13 protein-coding genes and 1 pseudogene are annotated in these 20,093 nt (G+C 68.0%); 5 read left to right on the forward strand and 9 right to left on the reverse strand.

Features of this window, described 5'->3' with window-relative positions; translation table 11 throughout:
* Positions 1–335: 335 nt before the first annotated feature.
* Entirely contained in the window at positions 336–563 is a 228-nt protein-coding gene (locus ABZS61_RS34005) for a hypothetical protein (RefSeq protein WP_356430143.1), read from the reverse strand.
* A 942-nt stretch (positions 564–1,505) separates the two neighbouring features.
* Between ABZS61_RS34005 and ABZS61_RS34010 the strand changes: the two genes are divergently transcribed.
* Together ABZS61_RS34010 and ABZS61_RS34015 are read left to right on the forward strand one after the other, a co-directional pair.
* Positions 1,506–2,198: a hypothetical protein gene (locus ABZS61_RS34010; RefSeq protein WP_356430146.1), complete on the forward strand. Its 693-nt coding sequence runs from the start codon at positions 1,506–1,508 to the stop codon at positions 2,196–2,198.
* Between the two features lie 427 nt (positions 2,199–2,625).
* Positions 2,626–2,988, forward strand: coding sequence for a hypothetical protein (locus ABZS61_RS34015; protein ID WP_356430149.1), 363 nt, complete (start codon positions 2,626–2,628; stop codon positions 2,986–2,988).
* A gap of 51 nt (positions 2,989–3,039) precedes the next feature.
* Here ABZS61_RS34015 and ABZS61_RS34020 read toward each other — a convergent pair whose 3' ends face one another.
* Both ABZS61_RS34020 and ABZS61_RS34025 read right to left on the reverse strand, forming a co-directional pair.
* Positions 3,040–4,257: a hypothetical protein gene (locus ABZS61_RS34020; RefSeq protein WP_356430152.1), complete on the reverse strand. Its 1,218-nt coding sequence runs from the start codon at positions 4,255–4,257 to the stop codon at positions 3,040–3,042.
* Between the two features lie 314 nt (positions 4,258–4,571).
* A complete protein-coding gene (locus ABZS61_RS34025) occupies positions 4,572–8,078 on the reverse strand; it encodes a M28 family peptidase (RefSeq protein WP_356430155.1) in 3,507 nt (1,168 codons plus the stop codon).
* A 134-nt stretch (positions 8,079–8,212) separates the two neighbouring features.
* On the opposite strand from ABZS61_RS34025, the gene ABZS61_RS34030 reads away from it, so the two are divergent.
* Both ABZS61_RS34030 and ABZS61_RS34035 read left to right on the forward strand, forming a co-directional pair.
* Positions 8,213–9,172, forward strand: a complete 960-nt coding sequence (locus ABZS61_RS34030; protein ID WP_356430157.1) for a LysR family transcriptional regulator — start codon at positions 8,213–8,215, stop codon at positions 9,170–9,172.
* A 252-nt stretch (positions 9,173–9,424) separates the two neighbouring features.
* The gene (locus ABZS61_RS34035; RefSeq protein WP_356430160.1) at positions 9,425–9,589 is read left to right on the forward strand and encodes a hypothetical protein; all 165 of its coding nucleotides are present in this window, start codon (positions 9,425–9,427) and stop codon (positions 9,587–9,589) included.
* Between the two features lie 521 nt (positions 9,590–10,110).
* Here the strand turns inward: ABZS61_RS34035 and ABZS61_RS34040 are convergent.
* From ABZS61_RS34040 to ABZS61_RS34060, 5 genes and pseudogenes are all read right to left on the reverse strand, one after another.
* A complete protein-coding gene (locus tag ABZS61_RS34040; protein WP_356430163.1) occupies positions 10,111–10,632 on the reverse strand; it encodes a hypothetical protein in 522 nt (173 codons plus the stop codon).
* Positions 10,633–10,665: 33 nt separating this feature from the next.
* Complete coding sequence (locus ABZS61_RS34045; RefSeq protein ID WP_356430165.1) at positions 10,666–10,977, reverse strand: NIPSNAP family protein; 312 nt, start codon at positions 10,975–10,977, stop codon at positions 10,666–10,668.
* Between the two features lie 155 nt (positions 10,978–11,132).
* Complete coding sequence (locus ABZS61_RS34050; RefSeq protein WP_356430168.1) at positions 11,133–12,446, reverse strand: hypothetical protein; 1,314 nt, start codon at positions 12,444–12,446, stop codon at positions 11,133–11,135.
* A 68-nt stretch (positions 12,447–12,514) separates the two neighbouring features.
* Positions 12,515–14,437: pseudogene (locus tag ABZS61_RS34055) on the reverse strand (transglycosylase domain-containing protein); the annotation flags it as partial.
* Between the two features lie 1,000 nt (positions 14,438–15,437).
* Positions 15,438–16,688, reverse strand: a complete 1,251-nt coding sequence (locus tag ABZS61_RS34060; protein WP_356430171.1) for a hypothetical protein — start codon at positions 16,686–16,688, stop codon at positions 15,438–15,440.
* 275 nt (positions 16,689–16,963) lie between these two features.
* Here ABZS61_RS34060 and ABZS61_RS34065 point away from each other — a divergent pair, with 275 nt between their 5' ends.
* Entirely contained in the window at positions 16,964–17,542 is a 579-nt protein-coding gene (locus tag ABZS61_RS34065) for a restriction endonuclease (RefSeq protein ID WP_356430174.1), read from the forward strand.
* A 159-nt stretch (positions 17,543–17,701) separates the two neighbouring features.
* On the opposite strand, the gene ABZS61_RS34070 is transcribed toward ABZS61_RS34065, so the two are convergent.
* A complete protein-coding gene (locus ABZS61_RS34070) occupies positions 17,702–20,068 on the reverse strand; it encodes a SpoIIE family protein phosphatase (RefSeq protein WP_356430187.1) in 2,367 nt (788 codons plus the stop codon).
* Between the last annotated feature and the right edge of the window lie 25 nt (positions 20,069–20,093).

Below are 20,093 nucleotides of genomic sequence, written 5' to 3' on the forward strand. Positions count from 1 at the left end.
CAGCCCCAACGAATATGAACACCGACACCACACCGCTAAACTCACGCTCGCTGCGTGATCAATAACCGCGTGCCCACCTTCACGGGGGAAGGCCCGTGCCCCGCGCCGGGGGCGGATTTGCGGAATACTCGGGGACCGGTCGGGTCGGTGATCGAATGGATCTGAGATCCATTCATGCAGCGATCTACTGGATTCGGACCTGTCAGATCCCTTTCGCCATCACGCCAGTCAGACTGGTGAGCAAGCCAGTCGAGATGATCTCCAAAGCGCTGCACTTCACGCACCCGGGACTGCCCGAGCCCGACGTCGGCTTTCGGGCGCGGGTCAGCCTCGTCTCACCCCAGCAGGACGTCATCGTCACCGAGGCGTTTGAGCTCGCGATAGAGGATCGCGAGACCGGTGACAATCTTGGCTGACGAGATGATGGCGTCGGCCAAGCGGAGGGGGTCGCTCTCCTTCCGGGCGAGTTTGGCCTGCTTGGCGACGCTCAGCGCACCGAAGGCTGTGGTGCCGAGGGACAGGAACACGCTGGACCTGGACTTCTTCTTGGCAGCTGCGCTCACTTGTTAAGAACCTCCTCAGGCCGCGGAAGCGGAAACCGCGATTCGTCGTGGAACGGCGCTCTTCTCGCTCTCGCGGATACATGGTGCGGGTCAGGCGGCCGCGCTATTCCGTATCGACAGCGACGGCATCATGACCACCGTTTCAGGCCCCCGACGGGCCCGTGCACCGCTTCTGCCCTGCACGCTTGTTCCCATGCAAGAATCTCGCGCGCTCGGAGAACCCCTCTCGGAGCGCAGGAGGCGAAGCCTCAGGTTCATGTGCCGCCCCGCCCGTGCAGTCGCCAGATACGGGCGGCTCATGTGAACGTCCGGGGAGGAGGCGGGCGCGTTGCTGGATGGTGCCGGGCATGTCTGCGGTAGAGGGTTGCGTGCCCCAGGGGCCTGACAACCTCAGCGGTGACGCAACGCCTCACGGTCGGTGAGGAGGCCGTGCTCCGATACGAGTCAACCCCGGGGAATTGCATCAGATGCGTGATCCGCACAGGGTCCATGCCGCTGTACTGCGGCGAGTTTAGCGTCCCCGTTCTGTGCGTGATGTCGATGTGGTTGCAGCTCTGACCTGGCGGTTTGGTAGTGATCAGTCGTTAGATGCATGATTCTGCCCTCTAGCGAGAGGGGGTGGGGAGTGTCCGAAGGTATGCGAGAAGTCGCTGGATCGGCTCGGCTGGAGCTGGTCTCGGGGGTGTACCTGCTGCATCCCGAGGACGCGGTCTTGGAGGCGATGCTTGCGGGATGGGCACGCCAGCAGATAGGCGGCCGTGGCCTTCAGAAGAAGACGGTCAGCGACCGCCGCAAGATCGTCGAGCAGTTCAGGGACTTCACGAACGAGTACCCATCGGAAGTGGACGGCTGCGGACATCGACGAGTGGATGGCCGACCTGGTGATGCGCCACGACCGTGCCAAGACGACGCTCCGCACCTACCAGGGGGCCGTGGGCGTGAATGGCCGGACAGACAGACAAGGCCGTCGAATACTTTCGTGCCGTACTCGTCTCCGCCGGCGTCCTGCCTGTCCGCGACGAGTACATGGCCCAGCTGGAACGGTGGATCGAACGGAAGCTCGCCACCATCAACGACACCGAAGACCGCAAGCTGATCACCGCGTTCGCCCGCTGGGACCGCATCGCACGCCTCAGACGACGATCCCGCGGCAAGGCGATATCCGTCCAGGCGGCCGACATCATCCAGACCCAGATCGCCAAGGCCATCGCCTTGCTCAGGTGGATCAAGGACCAGGCCGAGACGCTGGGTACCTGCCAGCAGACACATATCGACCTCTGGCTCACCTCCGAAGACCACCAAGGCCCCTACAGCGCACGCCCGTTCGTCACCTGGGCAGTCCGCAGCAAGTTCGCCTTCAACATCAGCATCCCCGCCCGCCCCCGGCGCGTCTTCCACCGCCCGCTGGAGCATCGCTCGCCGGCTCCTGAACAACGACTCGATCGAGACCAAGGACCGCGTCGCCGGACTGATGGTCCTGCTCTACGGCCAGACCCCCGCCCGAACCTGCCGTCTGACCACCGCACACGTCATCCACAACGACAAGGGCGTCGCCCTTCAGCTCCGCGAGATCCCGTTGAGGCTACTGCCGCCCCTGGACGACCTGGTCCTCCAACTCGTCGGCATCGCCAATGATCATTAGCACACCGTGATGGCAAACGAGTCCAACGCACCCTGGCTCTTTCCGACCCAGCAGCCGGGAAAGCACCTGACCAGCAAGCAACTTCTCTCCCGACTCCGGAAGATCGCTGCTCCCCTCCGAGGCCGCTCGCTGCGCGGCCCTCCTCGACATCTGCACCACGATGCCGGCGGGCGTCCTCGAACGGCTCCTCGGCATCAGCCCCGCTGCTGCCGACCGATGGGCAGCCGGGGCCATCAGAAGCTCCTACGCAGCCGAGGTGGCCCTACGATCAGATGGTTGAGATCGATTACGCAGCGCCCGCGTCTGCTCGGCGGCCTGCCATCATGCTCGGGTGGCCCACGACATAGTGTTCTTCCTCGCCCTTGATGACGAGACGCGGCTGCGACGCGCATGCGGGGACCGAGTGAGGCCTTTGAGTCTGTGACCTGCCGCTTTATCGAGCCGGACAGTTCCATCGCCAAGTGGGAAATGTACTTCGAGGAGCCTTCGGCCGAGGCCCCGCCGATTGAGCAGCTTCTCGGGTGGGCGTGGCCGGAGTGGGTCACCGCTCCCTTGAACGATGGCGTTGAGGTGTTCGCTCTGCCAAAGCGCTTGACCCGAGCGCTGGCCAATGCGAGCTCTGGCGAACTCGAAGAGCTCGCAGGCCGCTGGACCACGCGGCTCTCGTCAGAGGACGGGGACGACATGACCGACGATGACCTACTGGCGGTCCTGCAGGGAGTTGCCCGGCTCGCGGTGAGTGCGGTGAACACCGGTGGCGGCCTCTACAGCTGGAGCTTCTGACCATCGCCTTCGCTCTGCCGTCCAAGGTGGGTCAGGGAGACTCAGGGCCGGTTACGGGGCCAACCGCGTTCCGGCAGCGGCCCGTACCTCTGGTGTCTCCATCGGGTCGTCGCGGAGTACGGCGATGCGGTGCAGGGTCTGCGGGTTGTGGGGTGCCGAAGCGATGGCCAGCAGCCGTGCCCGTTCCTCGCAGTCCCAGAGCGACTCGGTGTATGCGTCGTCCAAGCCGGACGGGTCGATCGCGGCGAGCGCTGCCAGGTAGTCAGCGCGCTCGTACGAGTGCGGGGTGTGCCGCCAGTAGCGCCGGAGGACGGGCACTGCGTCGGCGGCTTCAGCTCCGAAGCGGGCCAGTCTCGTCGCCGTGGTGTCGGGACCGCACCAGTCGCGGGCCTCCCACTGTTCGGTAAGTTCGGCCACGAGCACCGGTAGCGCCTCCGGCCTGGGGTGGTCGGCCAGAACGTCCGCCCCCAGCCGGGCCAGCCACTCCCGACCGTCCACGGCCCACCCACGAGCCGCCGGCACGGCGAGGGCTCCGAGGCGGTCGACCGCCCGCCGGAGCAGGGGCAGGGACCGGCGGCCGTCCGGGGTTCCGAGCGACGGCACGAGCGGGATCAGCCCCTCGGCCGGGTCCCGCACAGCCAGCGCACGCAGCGCATCGATCTTCATGCTGAACTCCGTGCCGCTGGCAGCCAGCAGGGCGAGCAGCTCCTCGTCGCTCAGCCCGCCAAGGGACGGCCGCGGAGGGAACCGGCGGCCCGGCACCTCGATCCCGAACCGGCTCCACGGCTCGAAAGACCACGGAAGATCCTCCTCCCCGCCGATCCGGGCGCGCGCGACATCGCCCAGGTCCTCCCACCACTCGGCCGGCCAGTAATCCGCGACCGACTCCAGTACGGGGACCCAGCGCTTGCCTTCCCGGATGTATGCCCGAAGCCCCTCCCGGGCCTCGTCCGAACCGGCGAGGGCGAGCAGCTCCAGCACCCCGGCGGCCCGCGAGCACTCCTCCTCGTCCCCCGCCAACTGGTCAACGACCGGCATCGGCGACAGCTTCAGGTCCCGGATCAGCCGCGCCTGGTAGAGGTAGCGGGTGTCGCTCTGGTAGTCCCACTTCCAGTCCCGGCGGATCCCGTCGTACACGAATGGCACGGCGGCCTCCGGGTCACACCGTGCGCGCTCCGCGCCCAGCCCCCGGCCGCGCTGGAGTAGCCCCTCCAGCGTGTCGTGGCGGGCGTAGGACAGGGTGCGGGACTTCTCGTCGTGATAGCTCATCACGCCACACCCTGCCTGGCTGGGGGCGCGGTTGCCATGCGATATCGGCCCGAGCCACGGGACACAGCCGTCTCAGCGGCTCGGGGCGCTGGGCCCCTCTGCGTCTTCTGCGGTCCAGTTGAACTGAACCGGCTGCCCCGCCGCCTGTTCCGCACGACCGAATATCCGAACCTACCGACACTCACCATGGTCGGGACGCGGATACACCGTACCGGCCCACCCCGGAACGACTCATGGGACCGGCGTCCGCCCGGGCCGTGAGGCCCCGGGCGGACGCCGGTCATGGGTCATCCGGACGTGCTGCGGATCAGCGATCAGCTCACCTGGAGGGTGACGTCGTCCACGACGTACGAGGTCTGGAGGGACTGGTCCTCCACGCCGTTGAACTTCAGGGTGATCGTCTGTCCGGCGAACTCGGAGACGTCATAGGACTTCAGCGCGTATCCGGTGTTCGCGTCCAAGTTCGAAAGCGTCGCCAGGGTCCGGCTGCCGACCGACACGGTGAAGGTGTCGTAGGCGACGCTCTCGGTCTCGTCGGTGTCGATGTGCAGGTAGAACGACAGCCGGTGCGTGGTGCAGCCCGACGGGATCGTCAGCGACTGGGCGGCACTGTCCGTGCGGGTGGTGCCCCACCCGTTCAGCCACGCCTTGTAGGAACCGCCGTGCGGTGGCTGTCCCGCCTGGTTGGTGATGACGCCCGAGGTGGCGGTCCAGGGGCTGGTGCCGCTCTCGAAGCCGCCGTTGAAGACGAGTTGACGTGCGGTGCAGGTGCCGCCGCCCCCGCCGACGGTGAGTGTGTAGGTGGTGCTGTGGCTCACCGTTCCGGAGCCGGTGACCGTGAGGGTGTAGGTGCCTTGTTGGGTGGCGGCCCCGATCTGTACGGAGAGGGTCGAGGAGTTGCCCGACTGTACGGAGGACGGGCTCAGCGTCGCGGTCACGCCGCTCGGCGCGCCGGAGACCGAGAGCGCGACGGTCTGCGCGCTGCCGCTCAGGGTGGTGGTGTTCACCGTCGAGGTGACGCTGCCACCCGGTGCGGCGCTGCCGGAGGACGGGCTGGTGGAGAGGGAGAAGTCCTGCGCCGGGACGTCGCTGCCGACGGCCTGCTTCCAGACGGCGTACGCGACACCGTCCGCACTGCGGTCCAGGACTGTCGCGTTGATGTTGTTCGTCGTGTCGCAGGAGCTGTGGTAGCAGGGATCGTAGGCGGCGTTGGCCGTGCCGCCCCATTTGGCCGCCTGCGCCGAGGTCTTGCGGGCACTGGCACCGGCCGCGTACCCGGAGGTGGGGATGCCCGCTGCCTGGAAGGACGCGTCGTCGCTGCGTCCCTGGCCCTCGACGTTCTCCTCAGGTGCGAGGTTGAGAGAGGTCCAGTACGCCTTGAGTGGGACGGAGGTGGTGGAGTTGACGTTGTTGATGAAGTAGCCGGCGTTGGTGGAGCCGACCATGTCGAAGTTGTAGTAGCCCTTGATCGCCGTGCGCTGGGCGCTGCTGAGCTGGTTGACGTAGAACTCGGAGCCGTTGAGGCCCTGTTCCTCGTCCGTCCACCAGGCGAAGCGCACGTGCTTCGTCATGGTGGGGTTCTTCTGCGCGAGGACGAGCGCGTTCTCCAGCAGGGCCGAGGAGCCCGAGGCGTTGTCGTTGATCCCGGGGCCCGCCGCGACGCCGTCGAGGTGCGCGCCGAACATGACGGTCTGGTCGGCGGGGCCTCCCGGCCAGTCGGCGATGAGGTTGTTGGACGGGTAGGTGCAGGAGGAGCAGTTCTGCTCGGTGACGGTGTACCCGGCCGCCTGCAGCTTGCCCTTCACGTAGGCGAGAGACTGGGTGTAGCCCGAGCTGCCGGCCCGTCGGTGGCCGCCGTTCTGCGCGGCGATCGTGCCGAACTGCGCGAGGTGCGCCTGGACGTTGGCGACGGCGATGTCAGGCGGGTCGGTGCCGGGCTGCGTTCCGCCGACGTTGAGTGTGTAGTCGACGGTGTGTGCGAGCGATGTGCCCTGCCCCTTGATGACGACGGTGGATGCGCCGGGCGCGGCGGTGGTGGCCGCGGAGAGGGTCAGGACCGAGGACTGGCCGGACTGGACCGTGGCCGGGTTGAAGGAGGCGGTCACTCCGGAGGGCAGGCCGGTGGCGGTGAGGGTCACCGGCTGGGCCGTACCTGTGGTGGTGTTGGTGACCACGGATGTGGTGACCGAGCCGCCCTGCTGGACGGTGCCGCCCGAGGGGTTCAGAGCCAGGGAGAAGTCGCTGTTCTGCCCGGTCGGTGTACAGGTCGGGTCGCCGGCCTGGGCCGGCACGCTGATCGCGTCCCACGCGGCCTTGGTCTTCAGGAAGAGCCCGCACGTGGCGAGGTCGAGCGACTTGGCCGAACTCAGCGTCGCCGTACGGTACTTCTTGTACGACATACTGCTGGTCTTGAGCAGCATCCCGCCGTAGAAGATCTTTCCGGCGTTCTGGATGCCGACACCGGTCAGGGTGGTCTGGTTGCAGGTGGTGCTGCTCGGCTTCCCGCCGCCCGGGTTCGTGCCCTCCGCCAGCAGATAGAACCAGTGGTTCAGCGGTCCGGCCGCCGCGTGCACCTCGGTGCCGGGTATCGCAGAGCTGTAGCAGGCCGGGTCGTTGTTGACAGCCGGCGGGTTGTACATGTTCCGGATCGGTCCCCGGCCCTGCAGGTTGATCATCTCACCGACGGTGAAGTCGGGGACGTCGTACGGTGAGGGCTGGTTCATGTACGCCTCGGTCAGCGCGCCGAAGATGTCTCCGGTGCCCTCGCCGAGTCCGGACTCCTGACCGCCGGTGCCGCCCGGGGTGGTGGTGTCGATGGCGTGCCCGTACTCGTGGGCCACCACGTCCGCTCCGGCGATCCACTCGTTGGCGCTGTTGCGGCCGATGGTGACCTGGCTGCCGTTCCAGTAGGCGTTCATCTCGGGCAGGCCGACCTTGGCGGGGAAGGTGCGGCCACTGCCGTCGACCCCGTTGCGGCCGAGCCACTGGCCGAGCATGTCCCACTGCTTCTGCGCGGCGAACATGAGGTCCACGCAGCCGGTCTCCTTGGACGTGGGGTTCCCCGTTCCCCAGGAGTCCGACGACTTCGAGAAGACACTGCCCGTGCTGTAGTCCGCGCAGCTGAGTCCGGTCCGGTTCGGGTCGCGGAGGCTGTAACTCCCGCTGGAACTGGTGGTGTCGATGCTGATCGGCCCCGGACCGTTCCACTTGCTGGTGCCGCTTCCCGCCGCGACATCGTCATGTGTTCCGATGACCTTGCCGGTGCGGGCGTCCACGAAGACATGAAGTCTGCTGGGCGCCTTCTTCGTACGGCCGGAGAGGACCGTCTCCCAGGCGAGGGTCTGTCTGCCCTTGTCCAGCCTGACGACCAGCCGGCTGCTGCGGACCCTGTCGACCTTCGCCAGTTCGGCCCGCGAGACGGTTTCGGCCTTCTTCGCAGTGACGGCCGGATCGGTCGCCACGTCGATCCGCGTGGAGGACGCCGACTGCAGGGCGCGTACGTCACCGTCGCCGTCGGCCAGCACGACCGCGTCGCCGCCGACGACCGGCAGACCGCGATAGCTGCGCTCGTAGGCGACGGAGTAGAGGCCCTTCACCCAGGGGGTGACGAGGCGCCGTTCGTACTGTTCCTGCGAGGAGTTCACCAGGGAGTCGAGACCGCTGTCGACGGCCCGGTCCGCTGCGGCGACCGCCCGCGAGAGTGGGGTCGTGCGTGCTTCGGCGGTGCTCGCCGGGGCTTCTGTGTGCTGGGCGACCGAGGTGCCTGTCAGCCCGGCGACCATGGCCAGTGTCAGGCCGGCCGTCACCGTTCTTCGTTTCATCAGGGCTCCAAAGCGTGGGGGAGACGGGTACGTCGCCGCCGAGTATGGGCGTGAGCATGACCGGTGAGGGACATCCCGCCGGGCATAAGACGCGAGTTATGGTGCGACGGCGGCACGCTGCGTACGCTGCTGAAATGCAGCTGGAACTGAGGCATCTGCAAGCCGTCTGCCGGATAGCGGAGGCGGGCAGCCTGGGTCTCGCGGCGCGCCGGCTCGGGGTGTCACAGCCCGCGCTCTCCGCGCAGCTGCGCCGGATCGAACGGGTGGCGGGCGGCGAGCTCTTCGTCCGCACCCGGCACGGGGTGGAGCCCACGTCGCTCGGCCAGTTCGTGCTGGGGAAAGCCCGCCGGGTGCTCAACGAGATGGACGCGCTGGGCGCGGAGTCGCGCGCGTTCGTCACGGGCAGACCGCTACGGCTGGGCTGCATCCTGCTGGTGCTGGTCGACGGACTGCTGGAGCAGACGGATCTGGCCATGTCGGGGCAGGAGATCACCGTCGATCTGGAACACTCGGCGACCGCACTGCTTCGTATGCTCGGAGCGGGACAGTACGACGCCGTCGCGTACGGAGAGGTCAACGAGCACGAAGTCCCCCTCCCCGTCGGGGTGATGGCCAGGACGTTGATTCCCAAGGAACCGTTCTGCATCCGGATGTCGGCCGAACACCCCCTCGCGGAGCAGGAGTCCATCGACCTTGCGGACCTGTCCGACGAATCGTGGATGACCTTGGTCGAGGACGACGACGGCGGCCCCGAAGCGCTGGTCGAGGCATGCGCGAAGGCCGGGTTCGTTCCGTCACTGCGCTACCGGATCACCGACCGCAAGATGCATTACGGGCTGATCGCCGCGGGCCGCGCGATCTCGCTCAGCCAGCCGACGGCCCCGTTCGCCCAGGGCACCGTCCTGCGACCCCTCGTCGGCACGCCGATCACCGGGCGGATCCGCCTGGCCTGGAACCGCTCGACGGTCTCGGCAGGGCAGGCGGAACTCCTGTACCGGGCGGCCGCCCGCGCGTACCTGGCCAATGTGGACAACAACCCCTTCCACCGGACCTGGTGGGACGCCCGCCCCGAGCTGCATCCGGCACTCGAATGAGGCGGGCAACGCTGTGGCAATATCGGCGCGGCTTCACTGGGGTGGCCAGCCGCGGCCATCGTTCCGAGAAGGGCCGCGGGCAGATGAACGCGTAAGTCCCACAGGTCATGGCTGACGCCGACTGCCTCGCCCACCTTCCGGGTCTGCAGACGGCAGGAGCAGGCCCAGACACGCGGGTCGTTCGACACCCGTTGCCGGTGACGAACAGCATCATGGAGACAGCCCAGCCGTTTCCCTCCGAAAGGCGCCGTGATGACCACCCGCTCCCCCCAAGAGCACGCACAGGAAGCGATCCTCTCGAAGATCAAGGAGGTTGCCGACCAGCTCGACGCCGATCGCCCCGAGCACACCTCCAATGTCCTGAAGTCCCTCGCCGAGGCGTACGCCTGGGCCGTCGCGCCGCAGCACGCGCACTGACCGACCAGCACCGGCGCCCGCCACCTGCCCCGGGTGACGGGCGTCCTTCACGCACGGCCGCCGTCGACCGAACGAGACGTCAGCGACCCAGTCACCGTCACACGCCGCCTCAAGGGCAACCGCCGATGTGCCCAGCTTCCGACGACACCAGGGTTCAGGACTCCGACTGCGCAGCCGCCACCGCCTTCTTCGAGCTCCACTGCGACGTCACCCATCCCAACGAAGGTGCCCTGCCGATCACCCGTGTGCGACCTCGCCAACCCACCGATGAAGTCCGGTTCCCGGAGGCACCAGCCGACGACCGGCGCCCCGTGCACGCAACCGTCAGTAGCTCAGCTCCCGCAGCGGCCGACCGCCGCGCTCCGCCCCGACCGACTACCGCGAGCGCCCCGCGGTCGAGTGCGGGATCACTCGCTTCGAGAGACACCGCGCGGTCGCCACTCGATGCGACAAGCTCGCCGTCCGCTGTGAGGCGACCTTGCTCGTCGCTGCCATCAACGATCGGCTCTGGCCCTCGGCCGTCACGCGGTTCGTTCCACGTTCCACACCGCGGGCAGATCGCTGCCGCAGAATACGCAGACGAAGTCGTCCTCACGCACGATGTTGTGCTCCTGGCAGTCGGGACACCGCCGGAACACCACCTCGTGAGTGAAACGGGAGGGCCGCCCGAGCTCCGCATCGTCCAGAGCGAGGGCGACCTCGTCCCAGGAGCTGACGTCCGGGCAGTACCCGGTGGACTGGTTGCTGACCTCGCTCACGGCCCACCGGCCACCCTCATGCACGAAGCTGATCTCGCCGGCACTCAGAACCATGTCTCCGCCGGCACAGGCCACGTGCTCGCTTCGCCGCGGCGCCAGCCGAAGCGCACCGTCCATACCGACCACGAAGGTGAAGGGTTCGCCCAGATCCGCCGCCGATTGCTCCACGGTCCAGCCATCGAAGTCAGCCGCCGAGCCGATCCGACGCCCGCCGTCACCGGGCCGGACCGCGGCCTTCAACTCGACCGGTCCGACATATCGATAACTCCGCCCCCGGCCGCTCACGTCGGCCGACCTGGAACACGTCCTGCACACGTTTCAGGACATGCTGCCCAGTGGCCGGAGGAAGCGGCGTTCATACCGCTTGATGCAGCGCGTGCGACGAGCCAGTTCGAACGCCTCCTGGCACTCCGGGTCAGACATGCTGTCCGTGCGGTACTGCTCGTACGCAGCGAGACTGGGAAACGAAAAGAGGGCGTAGGCGATGTCGCTGTCGCTCTCACTGGGCAGGAAGTAGCCATGGTGCGTCCCGCCGAAACGGTTGACGAGCCCGACCCAGCGGCGCCCGTAGTCCTCGAAGTCTTCAATCTTGTCGGCGTCGATCTCGTACGTCAGGTGAATGGTGATCATGCTTACATGATGCAGGGCGACGGTTCGGGCTCGACGGCGGCCCGTGTCCGCTGACGGCGTACCCGGCAGGCGGGCAGGGCCACCACGTGCCTGTCGACCAGCAGGCCCCGGGTAACCCGCCCCGGCCGCTTCGTCAGGGGCGGGTCTGCTCGGCGCTACCAGCCGGGCGGCTGAGCCGGGTCGAGGGTACGCCACTGGGCGAGCACGTCGGGATCCTGTGCGTCGAGCCAGTCGGTCAGTTCACGGAAGGACACGCACCGCACTTCCTCGCGGGGGCAGATGTTGCGCATCACGTCCTCGACGGCGTCCATGTAGATTCCGCCGTTCCAGGCCTCGAAGTGGTTGCCGATGAACATCGGTGCGCGGCTGCCGTGCAGAACCCTTTCGAAACCGGCGAGGTAGGCGTCCCGGGCCTGCTCGCGCCAGCGGTCGTGGAGCGCAGGGTCACCCTCGGTGCTGCCGTCCGACTGGTTGTAGAGGAAGTTGAAGTCCATGGAGAGGACTTGGAAGTCCTTGCCCGGGAAGGGCAGCATCTGCAGAGGAAGGTTCCAGATACCGTCCTTCTTCGAGGGCCAGATCTGGAAGTCACCGGGTGAGCTCGCGTCATACCGCCATCCGAAAGCCTTGGTGGCGGGGAGCAGTGTCTTCTGGCCCTCCAGACAGGGTGCCCGCCCGCCCACGACCTCGCGGGTCGGGTCGAACGGGAGAGGATCCAGGTCCTGGAAGCCGGTGTTGGTCTTCCAGTTCTGCACGAAGGAATAGAACGCGTCGATTTCCCGGGTCCACTCCGCGGTGCTCCAGTCTCCGCCTCCCTTCTTCCCGCAGAAGTGGCCGTTGAAGTGTGACCCGATCTCGTGGCCGTCCTTCCACGCCCCGCCGAGCTGATCCAGCGTCATGCGGATGTGCTCGCGTGTGGGGTAGGAGATGGCTGCGGCGCCGGCCTTGTGCTGGGGCGGCAGGTACAGGCTGCTGCGCTCTTCCGGGAGCAGGTAGATACCGGTGAGGAAGAACGTCATGTGTGCGTCGCTCTCCTTCGCCACCTGCCGGAAGCGGGAGAACATCCGGTCGTCGCCCTCCAGTGCGCCGTCCCACGAGAAGACGACGAACTGCGGTGGTTTTTGACCTGGTTTGAGCCTCTCAGGCTTGAGCTGACGGGGCTGCGGACCGGTGTAGGAGGTGGAGCCGTCTCCCAGGACCCTGACCTTTCCGTCCCAGTCCTCCGTAGCGGCCTTCTTCGCGCCGGCGCGCTTCTGCCGGGCGGGGGGCTTTGGCTCAGCAGCGGTCTCGGTGGCCTGTGAGGGCGTCGCGTCGTCGGATGCGCCACCGGAGGGCAACAGCACGAGGGCCGCGCAGAGCGATGTCGCGAGGCAGACCACCAGTCCTGCGGTGGCACGGGGGCGGGTGCGGATTCGGGCCCGTATTCGCTTCATACCAGCCCGGTCGGCGAGCATCGCGGCGCGCTCGGCCATCGTCGGGCGCGGTGCTCCGTGTCGGTTGTCGTGTCGTTCGGTGTCCTGCAGGCCCTGATCTCGTTCATTCACTTGGATACGGCCTTCATGTAGCTGGACCAGATCTGGGCCGGAAAGTCCCTGCCGGACGCCGGGTCGCCGCCGAGCCCTTCGAGGGGGAGCGGTGCAAGGCTCTTCGTCAGGTTCATCCGGTACGTGACGACGGCGGTGGACGCTTCGGGCGTGTAGCCGACGTACCAGTGCGCCGTCTGGTCCTGTGTCGTGCCGGCCTTCCCGGAGAACGGCGCGGCAAAGGTGTCGTCGCTCGTCCCGCTTCGGGCGAGGGAGGCGGTGATCTCGTCGGCCACGGCGGATCTCATGGCGCGGCTGACCTTCGGGCGGGCCAGCGGGACCGACTCGCCGTTGCGGGTGACGTTGGCCACCGAGTACGGAGTGGTGTGCGAACCATGAGCCGCGAACGTCCCGTAGGCGTTGGCCATGCGTATGGCGCTGGGAGTGGAGTTGCCCAGGGAGAACGCGGGGACGGGGGGTCCGAAGCTGGACGCGAGCAGCCCGGAGCCCTCGGCGATGCGGCGGACCCGGTCCAGGCCCACGTCCATGCCGAGCTGCCAGAACGGTGCGTCCACGCCCTGGGCCAGGGCGTCGTGGAGGCCGATGCGGCCGTAGGAGCGATCGCCCTCGTTGTGGCCCTTGACCATCTTGCCCGAACGGTCCCAGTAAGGTCCTTCCGGCGTCGTGACCGGAAGGCCGTTGTCGCCGTCGTACGGGGTCGAGGGGGTGAGCGGGGTACGAGGACCACCGCGCTCGTGCGATACCCCGTACTCGAGGCCGGCGGCGTAGACGAACGGGGTGAAGGCCGACCCGGCGGGCACGGTACTCGCGTTGGATTCGTTGAAAGCCTGCTTCTGGAAGTCCGGTCCGCCGTGGACGGCGAGTATCCGGCCGTCCGGAGAGACGGAGGCGGCCCCGAAGCGGGTGTTCCGGTCGGCCGTGCGGCGCCGGGGATCGAGCTCTTCGCGGGCTTGCTGCACGGCCGTGGTGAGTGCTGCCGTCCGCTGCTTCTCGAACGTCGTGTAGATCTGGTAACCACCCAGATCGAACCGGGCGTCTGAGATGCGCCCCGCGCGCTTGGCGTACGACTCCGCGAGCTCGACGAGATAACCGTCCTGCCCGCCGGCATTGTTCGGCCTGGGGGGTGCCTTGGGCTCCGGAAAGGTGGTGTACCGAGCCCGCTCGGCGGGACTCAGCCTGCCGATCTTCACCATGCGGTCCAGCGTCCAGCTCCAGCGCTCGACGGCGCGCTGCCGGTTGTCGGGGTCGACGGCAGGATCGTAGAGGGAGGCGCCCTTGAGCAGGGAGGCGAGGAAAGCACCCTCACTGGCATTGAGCTGGGTGACCTCCTTGCCGTAATACGCCTGCGAGGCGCGTTGCAGACCGTAGGTGCCACGCCCGAACCAGCTGGTGTTCAGGTACTCCTCGAGGATGGTGTCCTTGCTCAGCCGGCGGTCCAGCTTGACCGCGAGGAGCATCTCGGTGAACTTGCGTGAGAAGGACTGGTCCTGCGAGAGGTAGACGTTCTTGACGTACTGCTGGGTGATGGTGGATCCGCCCTGGGTGTCACCCTCGCCCACAGTGCGCCACATCGCGCGGGTGATTCCTTTGGTCGAAATACCGTGGTCCGAGTAGAAGTTGGCGTTCTCAGCCGCCAGTACGGCCCACCGGACGGACTCGGGAATCTTCGACAGGGGCATCTCCTGGCGACTCACCCAGCCGGTACGGGCCATGGGGGAGCCGTCGGCCCAGTAGTAGACGGTGTCCTGCTGGGTGGCGAACGAGTTGAGGTCCTCGGGCAGGTCCGTACGTGCGTAGGCCACGCCCACCACGGCCGTGAGTGCCGCTGTGCAGATGAGGAACGAGGCGAGAGAGAGCCGCCACGAGGGCACCCACCGTCGCCATCGGTGCCGGCCCGCCCGTGGATAGTCCGGCCGCAGGCTCAGTCGCGAGCGCTGTCCTGCCGTCGCTCTGCGGCGTGGCCCCCCGGACCGCAGTGCCTTTCGCACGGCACGAACGATCGAATCTAAGGTGTGATGCTTCGTCATACCGCCCAGCCATGAAAGTCCTGGCCCGGCTCGCACACCGCGGCCGCGCCCTTACGTGTGAAGTGGTCATGCGCTCGCCTGTCCCGGCCTTCGTGGCCGCCCCGTCCGGGGCTCGTGGAACGTGTCACCGCGCCGGTTAGGCGGGACACCCTTCGGCGGAACTACAGGCCATGCGCATCCTCGGGTTCAGCCCATGGGGCAGCTGATCGGTCGGAATCACTCGGAGGATGGGGGCACATGACCCATCCCACGGATCCGGCGCATCCAAAGGCCAAAGCATGACCGAGAGTCGCGCCGAAAGTCACGTAAAGATAACAGGCTCCTGTGGCTGTGCCTTCGCGGAGTCACTCATCAGGCGCGCGCGGCCGCGCCTCCGCGGCCGGGGCGCGGACGGACTCACGCGCTCCGAGTCCGTCCGGTGTCGGGAGCGGGCGTGCGCATTCGCGCGGACGACGGCGAGGTGGGTACCTGAGATGGGTGAGGGTTCGCCGGCGAGCCAGGACGGGTAACGACGGCCCTCGCGCTCGGCCGTGGGACACCGGTCGCCGTCGACGGGGCATGGGCTCTCTGCTGCCCGTTACTGATCCGGCACGGTCTGCTCCGCCAAGGGCGAAGGTCGTCATCAGCCGCACTCCGTGACACGACCGCAGGTGCTCACCGTGGAGACCCCAGCGCGGAGCGGGCCGATCGGCACTCAGCAGGAGCCTGTGCAGAACGAGTCGCCGGAGGGGTGTAAGAACTCCATGCCCTCAACTACCCCTCGGACGATGGATGGCGGGTCGAGCGGGTTGCACCCTGAGGTCCACCCGAACACCCCGCCGTCCCGGCCGGGTCACTACCGCCTCGCCGCCGTCGCTGAGCAGCAGGGCGGCAGCGACCGCTCACGTAGAGGTCACCAGTTCTTGTACTGGACGTCGCCGAGGCCGCAGAACGTGCAGGCAGGGCTCAGGAAATCCTCCATGCGCCGGAAATCCTCGTCCGCGAGGTGCCAGCGCAGCCAGGCGGTGATGATGTGCTGGCCGTTGCGAGTGGCCAGGATGTGGTCGGTGTCGTTGAGAACGTTGAACCACACCGGTACGGCGGTGTTGGCGTAGTCACGCTCCATGTTCGCGGTGGCGAAGTCCTCGTCGCCGCCGACGTAGAGAGCCGGGTTGCGCAGACCGGCCGGGCCGTTGCCGTCGAAGGAGCCGCCGGCCACGTGAACGGTGGTCTCGAGCCGCGACTCGCCGGCTACGTCGAACGAACCGATCGACCCGCGCGAATGGCCCCCGAATGCCACCTCGGAAGTGTCGAGGTCCTGGTACAGCGGGCTGCTCGAGGCGGCGTTCTGGTCCTCCAGCCAGTCGAGGGCATCGACCATGTAGTCGCCGCTGCTGGAGGAGACCTCGCTGTAGACGACGAAGCCGTGCGACGCCCACTGCCGCAGCATGTCCTCGTAGTCCGCGGGGTCCGCTCCCGCTCCCGGGCCCCAGACGAGAATCGGGTGGTTCACACCGTTCTGGCCGGCGTTCGTCGGGTAGACGAGCCACCCGTCGTTGCCGGGGCCCGAGGTGCTGTCGATGGTCACTGCGTACGGCCCCGGCGCCGTCACGTCCGTCACGGGCGGCAGGGAACCGGGAGGCGGGTCGGTCGGGCCCCCTCCGGCCTCGGCCTCGACGAGCACGTCGTCGACCGTGAGGGTCTCCAGCGCACTGTTGGCGTCCAGGGAGAACCGCAGCCGCAGCGTGCGGTTCGCGACCGAGGCAGGAAGAGGGAAGGACACGCTGCCCGTGGCGGTGCGCGCCGACTCCAACGCGGTGTAGGCGCCACCGTCCACCGAATAGGCTGCTTCGAAGGACTCACCGAGGTCCAGACCGGACGCGGCGCGCGTGTACGACACCCTCACGTCGCGGTATCCCGCGAGGTCGACGGATGCGGACGTGAGGGTCGGGTCGGAGCGCAGCGACCCGCTCAAGCGGGCACCGTACGTGCCGGTGCTGACGGAACCGGAGGCGGTGAAGGTGCCGAGTCCGTTGGAGAAGCCCTCGCTGTACACGGAAGCGACTGCAAAGGCTGGGGCCGTGGAGGCGCCGGTGGCGACCAGGGCCAACGTACTGGCGGCCACTGCGCTGACTGCTCGCAGGCGCCGGCTGAGGTGAGACATGTCCGATGTCCTTTCCAGGCTGCGCCGGTCGTCTGCTGCGGCGCTTCGTCGTGGCGGGCACGTGCGCGTGAGGTGTTCGTTGCGGACGGCCGGACGGCGCGCCTCCCGCACGGTCCTTGGCGATTAGAGCGGGAACCGTGCGAGAGGGCATCACGCAAATCACCGGTCTCCGGAGGCAGGGGCCCGCGCGAACCTCGGCTCGCGGGGGTGTCTGGGCCGCCTGTCCGGTGGGGAGTAACCAGGCGACACACACCTGCGTGGGAGGGGCAACACACATGGGGACAGTGCTGCTGGTGGCGTTAGCCGTTGTGGCGGCCGGGGTCGTCGTCACAGGCCTGGTGCGTGCTGGGCGACGCGAGGCACAGGCGGAGAAAGCCCGGCTTGCTGAGGAGGCGCGACGACGGGCACGCCGGTCGCTGGACACGGTCTGGGCGATGAACGACCGGCAGTTCGAGGAGTACGTCGCCGAGCTGTGCCGCCGGGACGGATGCACCGACGTGAAGCGTGTCGGCGGCGCCGGCGACCTGGGCGCGGACGTGACCGGCCGCCTCCCGGATGGTCGTCGCCTCGTGATCCAGTGCAAGCGGTACGCCAAGCACCGCACCGTGGGCAGCCGCGACCTGCAGACATTCAACGGCACGGCGAGAGCGGAGCATCAAGCTGATGCCCCCGTCCTCGTCGCCTCCTGCGTCTTCACCAAACCGGCCCGCGCTTTCGCTGCCCGGCACGGCCTGTGCCTCATCGACATCAATCTGCTCGGCTTCTGGAACAGCGGCACCCCACTGACCGCCTTCCTGGACCTGGACATCAGCCGCTCGGGCACCAACCGCAAGCTCCACCCTGACGACGACTGACAAGAGCTCGCCGTGCAACGAGACCTGGCCGTGCAAGGACCTGCTCGACCACGCGTCGCCTCACGCCGATCACCCTTACCACCCCCGAGACCCCTGAGCGCGGAGATCGTTCTCGTGACAGCTCCACGGGGCGTGCACAAGCGCCGCCTCGGGGGTACCTCACTCCACCCTGACGCCGATGATGCAGGTGTCGTCATCCGTGTCGGACTCGCTGTGGGTGAGCAGTCGATCGAGCCGTCGGTCCAGTGAAGACGCCGGTGCCTTCGCCGTGGTGAGGAGCTGGGTCAAGGAGTCCTCGACACTCGTGTCCCTGCGTTCGATGAGTCCGTCGGTATACATCAGAAGGGTGTCGGAGGCCTCGAGTTGAATCTCCTCCTCCTCGTACTCGGCCTCCGCGAGGGCGCCGAGTAGCAGACCTCGCAGCAGGGGCAGTTTGAAAGCCTCCTCGCCTCGTACGAGCACGGGGGGGAGGTGGCCGGCCCTGGCCCAGCGAAGGACCCGGGTCTCAGGGTCGAACAGACCGCAGACCGCTGTTGCGGTGACTTGTTCGGTGAGGTGGTGAGCCACGATGTTTAGCCAGGACAGGAGCTGCCCCGGGCCCGCCCCTGTGATGGCGAGACCGCGCATCGCGTTCCGTAGGACGACCATCCCTGTTGCGGCCCTGATGCCGTGGCCGGCGATGTCACCGACGCAGAGCAGTATCTGCTTCGAGGGGAGGACGACGGCGTCGTACCAGTCACCCCCGACCTCGGCCTCCGACTCCGCCGGCCGATAGCGGACGGCGACTTCGAGCCCGGGCGCGTTGAGCGGCGCCTGGGCCGGCGGCATGATGGCGTGTTGGAGCTGCAGGGTCAGGCGGTTGCGTTCTGCCGATTCCTGCTCCGAGTGGGCGAGTTGGTCGCGGGTCGCCGCCAGAGCCACCTCGGTCCAGTGCTGGGAGGAGATGTCCTGGTAGGCGCCCCGGACGGCGAGTGGACGGTCGTCCGCGTCGAGCACCGGCTCGGCGATCACCCGGATGTGCCGGGTCACCCCGTCCGGCCGCACCAGGCGGAAGGCGGTGGACGCGGGCCTGCGGTGGTGGAGCACCGCGCGCAGGAACCGGCCGATGGCCACGGCGTCGTCGGGGTGTGCGTGGTCGGCCAGGTCCTGGAGGGGGACCGGGATGTCGGTGAGGGAACGCCCGTACAGGGAGAAGAGCGTCCCGTTCCAGGTGATCTGCCCGGTGACGAGGTTCTCTTCGAAGCCGCCGATCCGGCCCAGGCGCTGCGCGTGCTGGAGAAGGCTGGCGAGCCGGGCCGTCTCGTCCTCTATACGCCAGATCAGCAGCACGCTCCCGTCGTGGCGGGTCATGCTGAGGTCGGCAACGGAGGACAGAGGCACGTCGTCGATGAGGGCGGTCATTGTCATGCGATGTGCCCGGAAGGGTTCTCCGGTGGCGTACACACGTGTGATCTTCTCGAAGAGTTCGCTGTCCCCGGCGGCCAGGGGGTAGGCCTCCAGCAGGAGGGCGCCGTCGACCGCGCCGCGAGAGCGCCCTGCCGGGTCCAGGAAGCGGCTGTTGACGTGAAGGATCCGGAAGTCGACGAGGGCGCCTTCATCGTCCAGGTGTGGTGTCAGCACGAGAGCCGAGTCGTACAGGCTTTCGGACAGATTCACGAGCTCGGCGAGCCCGGCCGGATTTCGGTCGTCAGGGTGCAGCCCGTCGGCGGGCATGCTCTCAAGAGTGTGGGCGCACAGCTCGGCCAGGGCCTCGATCTGGCGGACGACGGCGGGAGACTGGTCGGGCAGTTCCTGGGGCCAGCAGATCTCCAGTACACCGTGAATGCGGCCCCCGGTGCCGGCAGGGAGAGCGACACGGCCGCTCTGCGGGTTCTGCCGGTGGCCGACGGACGGGATGCGGGCCTTGGCAAGGGAGCCGACCCGCACCGTACGCAGTTCGGTGAGCGCCTGGCGTGCCACGGTCGCCACACCGGGCGGTACATAGCGCCAGCGCTCGGCCTCGCCGACGGCGAAACCGGCATGGCCGCACAGGGTGAGTGAGGCATCAGGACCTGCGGACCAGACAGCCACCGCAGTGGCGCCCAGGGGTGCGAGTGCGTGCTGGAGGAGGGATTCGGCGACGGCCTGGGTGTCACTCGCGGCCAGCGCGCCGCTCTCGGCGGTGCGCAGGCGCACAGCGGCCGAACTGCCGTCGCCGTGTGCTTCGTCGCTCGCGGGGCTGCTGTTCGCCTGCCGGACGAAGTCCTGAGCGGCCTGGGTCACGTGATCGCGTGCGGCCTCGTTGACGATGTCGGCGGCGAGTTCGAGGGGAGACAGCCCGGCCAGGCCGGCAAGCTCGGTGAGCTGACGTGCGGCTTGGGCCGGACCGCACCCCAGCCGCTCGATCAGGATGCCTTTGGCCAGCTCGACCAGCGCACGTCCGTCCGCCTCGGCGTGCGCGGCGCTCACCTCCGCCCGCAGGCGCTTCACCGTGGCTGCGAGGCGCCCCACGGTTGACACCGGGACCTCGGATGCGGGCGGCGGGATGTCGACACTCTGCTCCCTGCGGCCC

The organism is Streptomyces sp. NPDC005566, assembly GCF_040605575.1.
Lineage (GTDB): Bacteria > Actinomycetota > Actinomycetes > Streptomycetales > Streptomycetaceae > Streptomyces.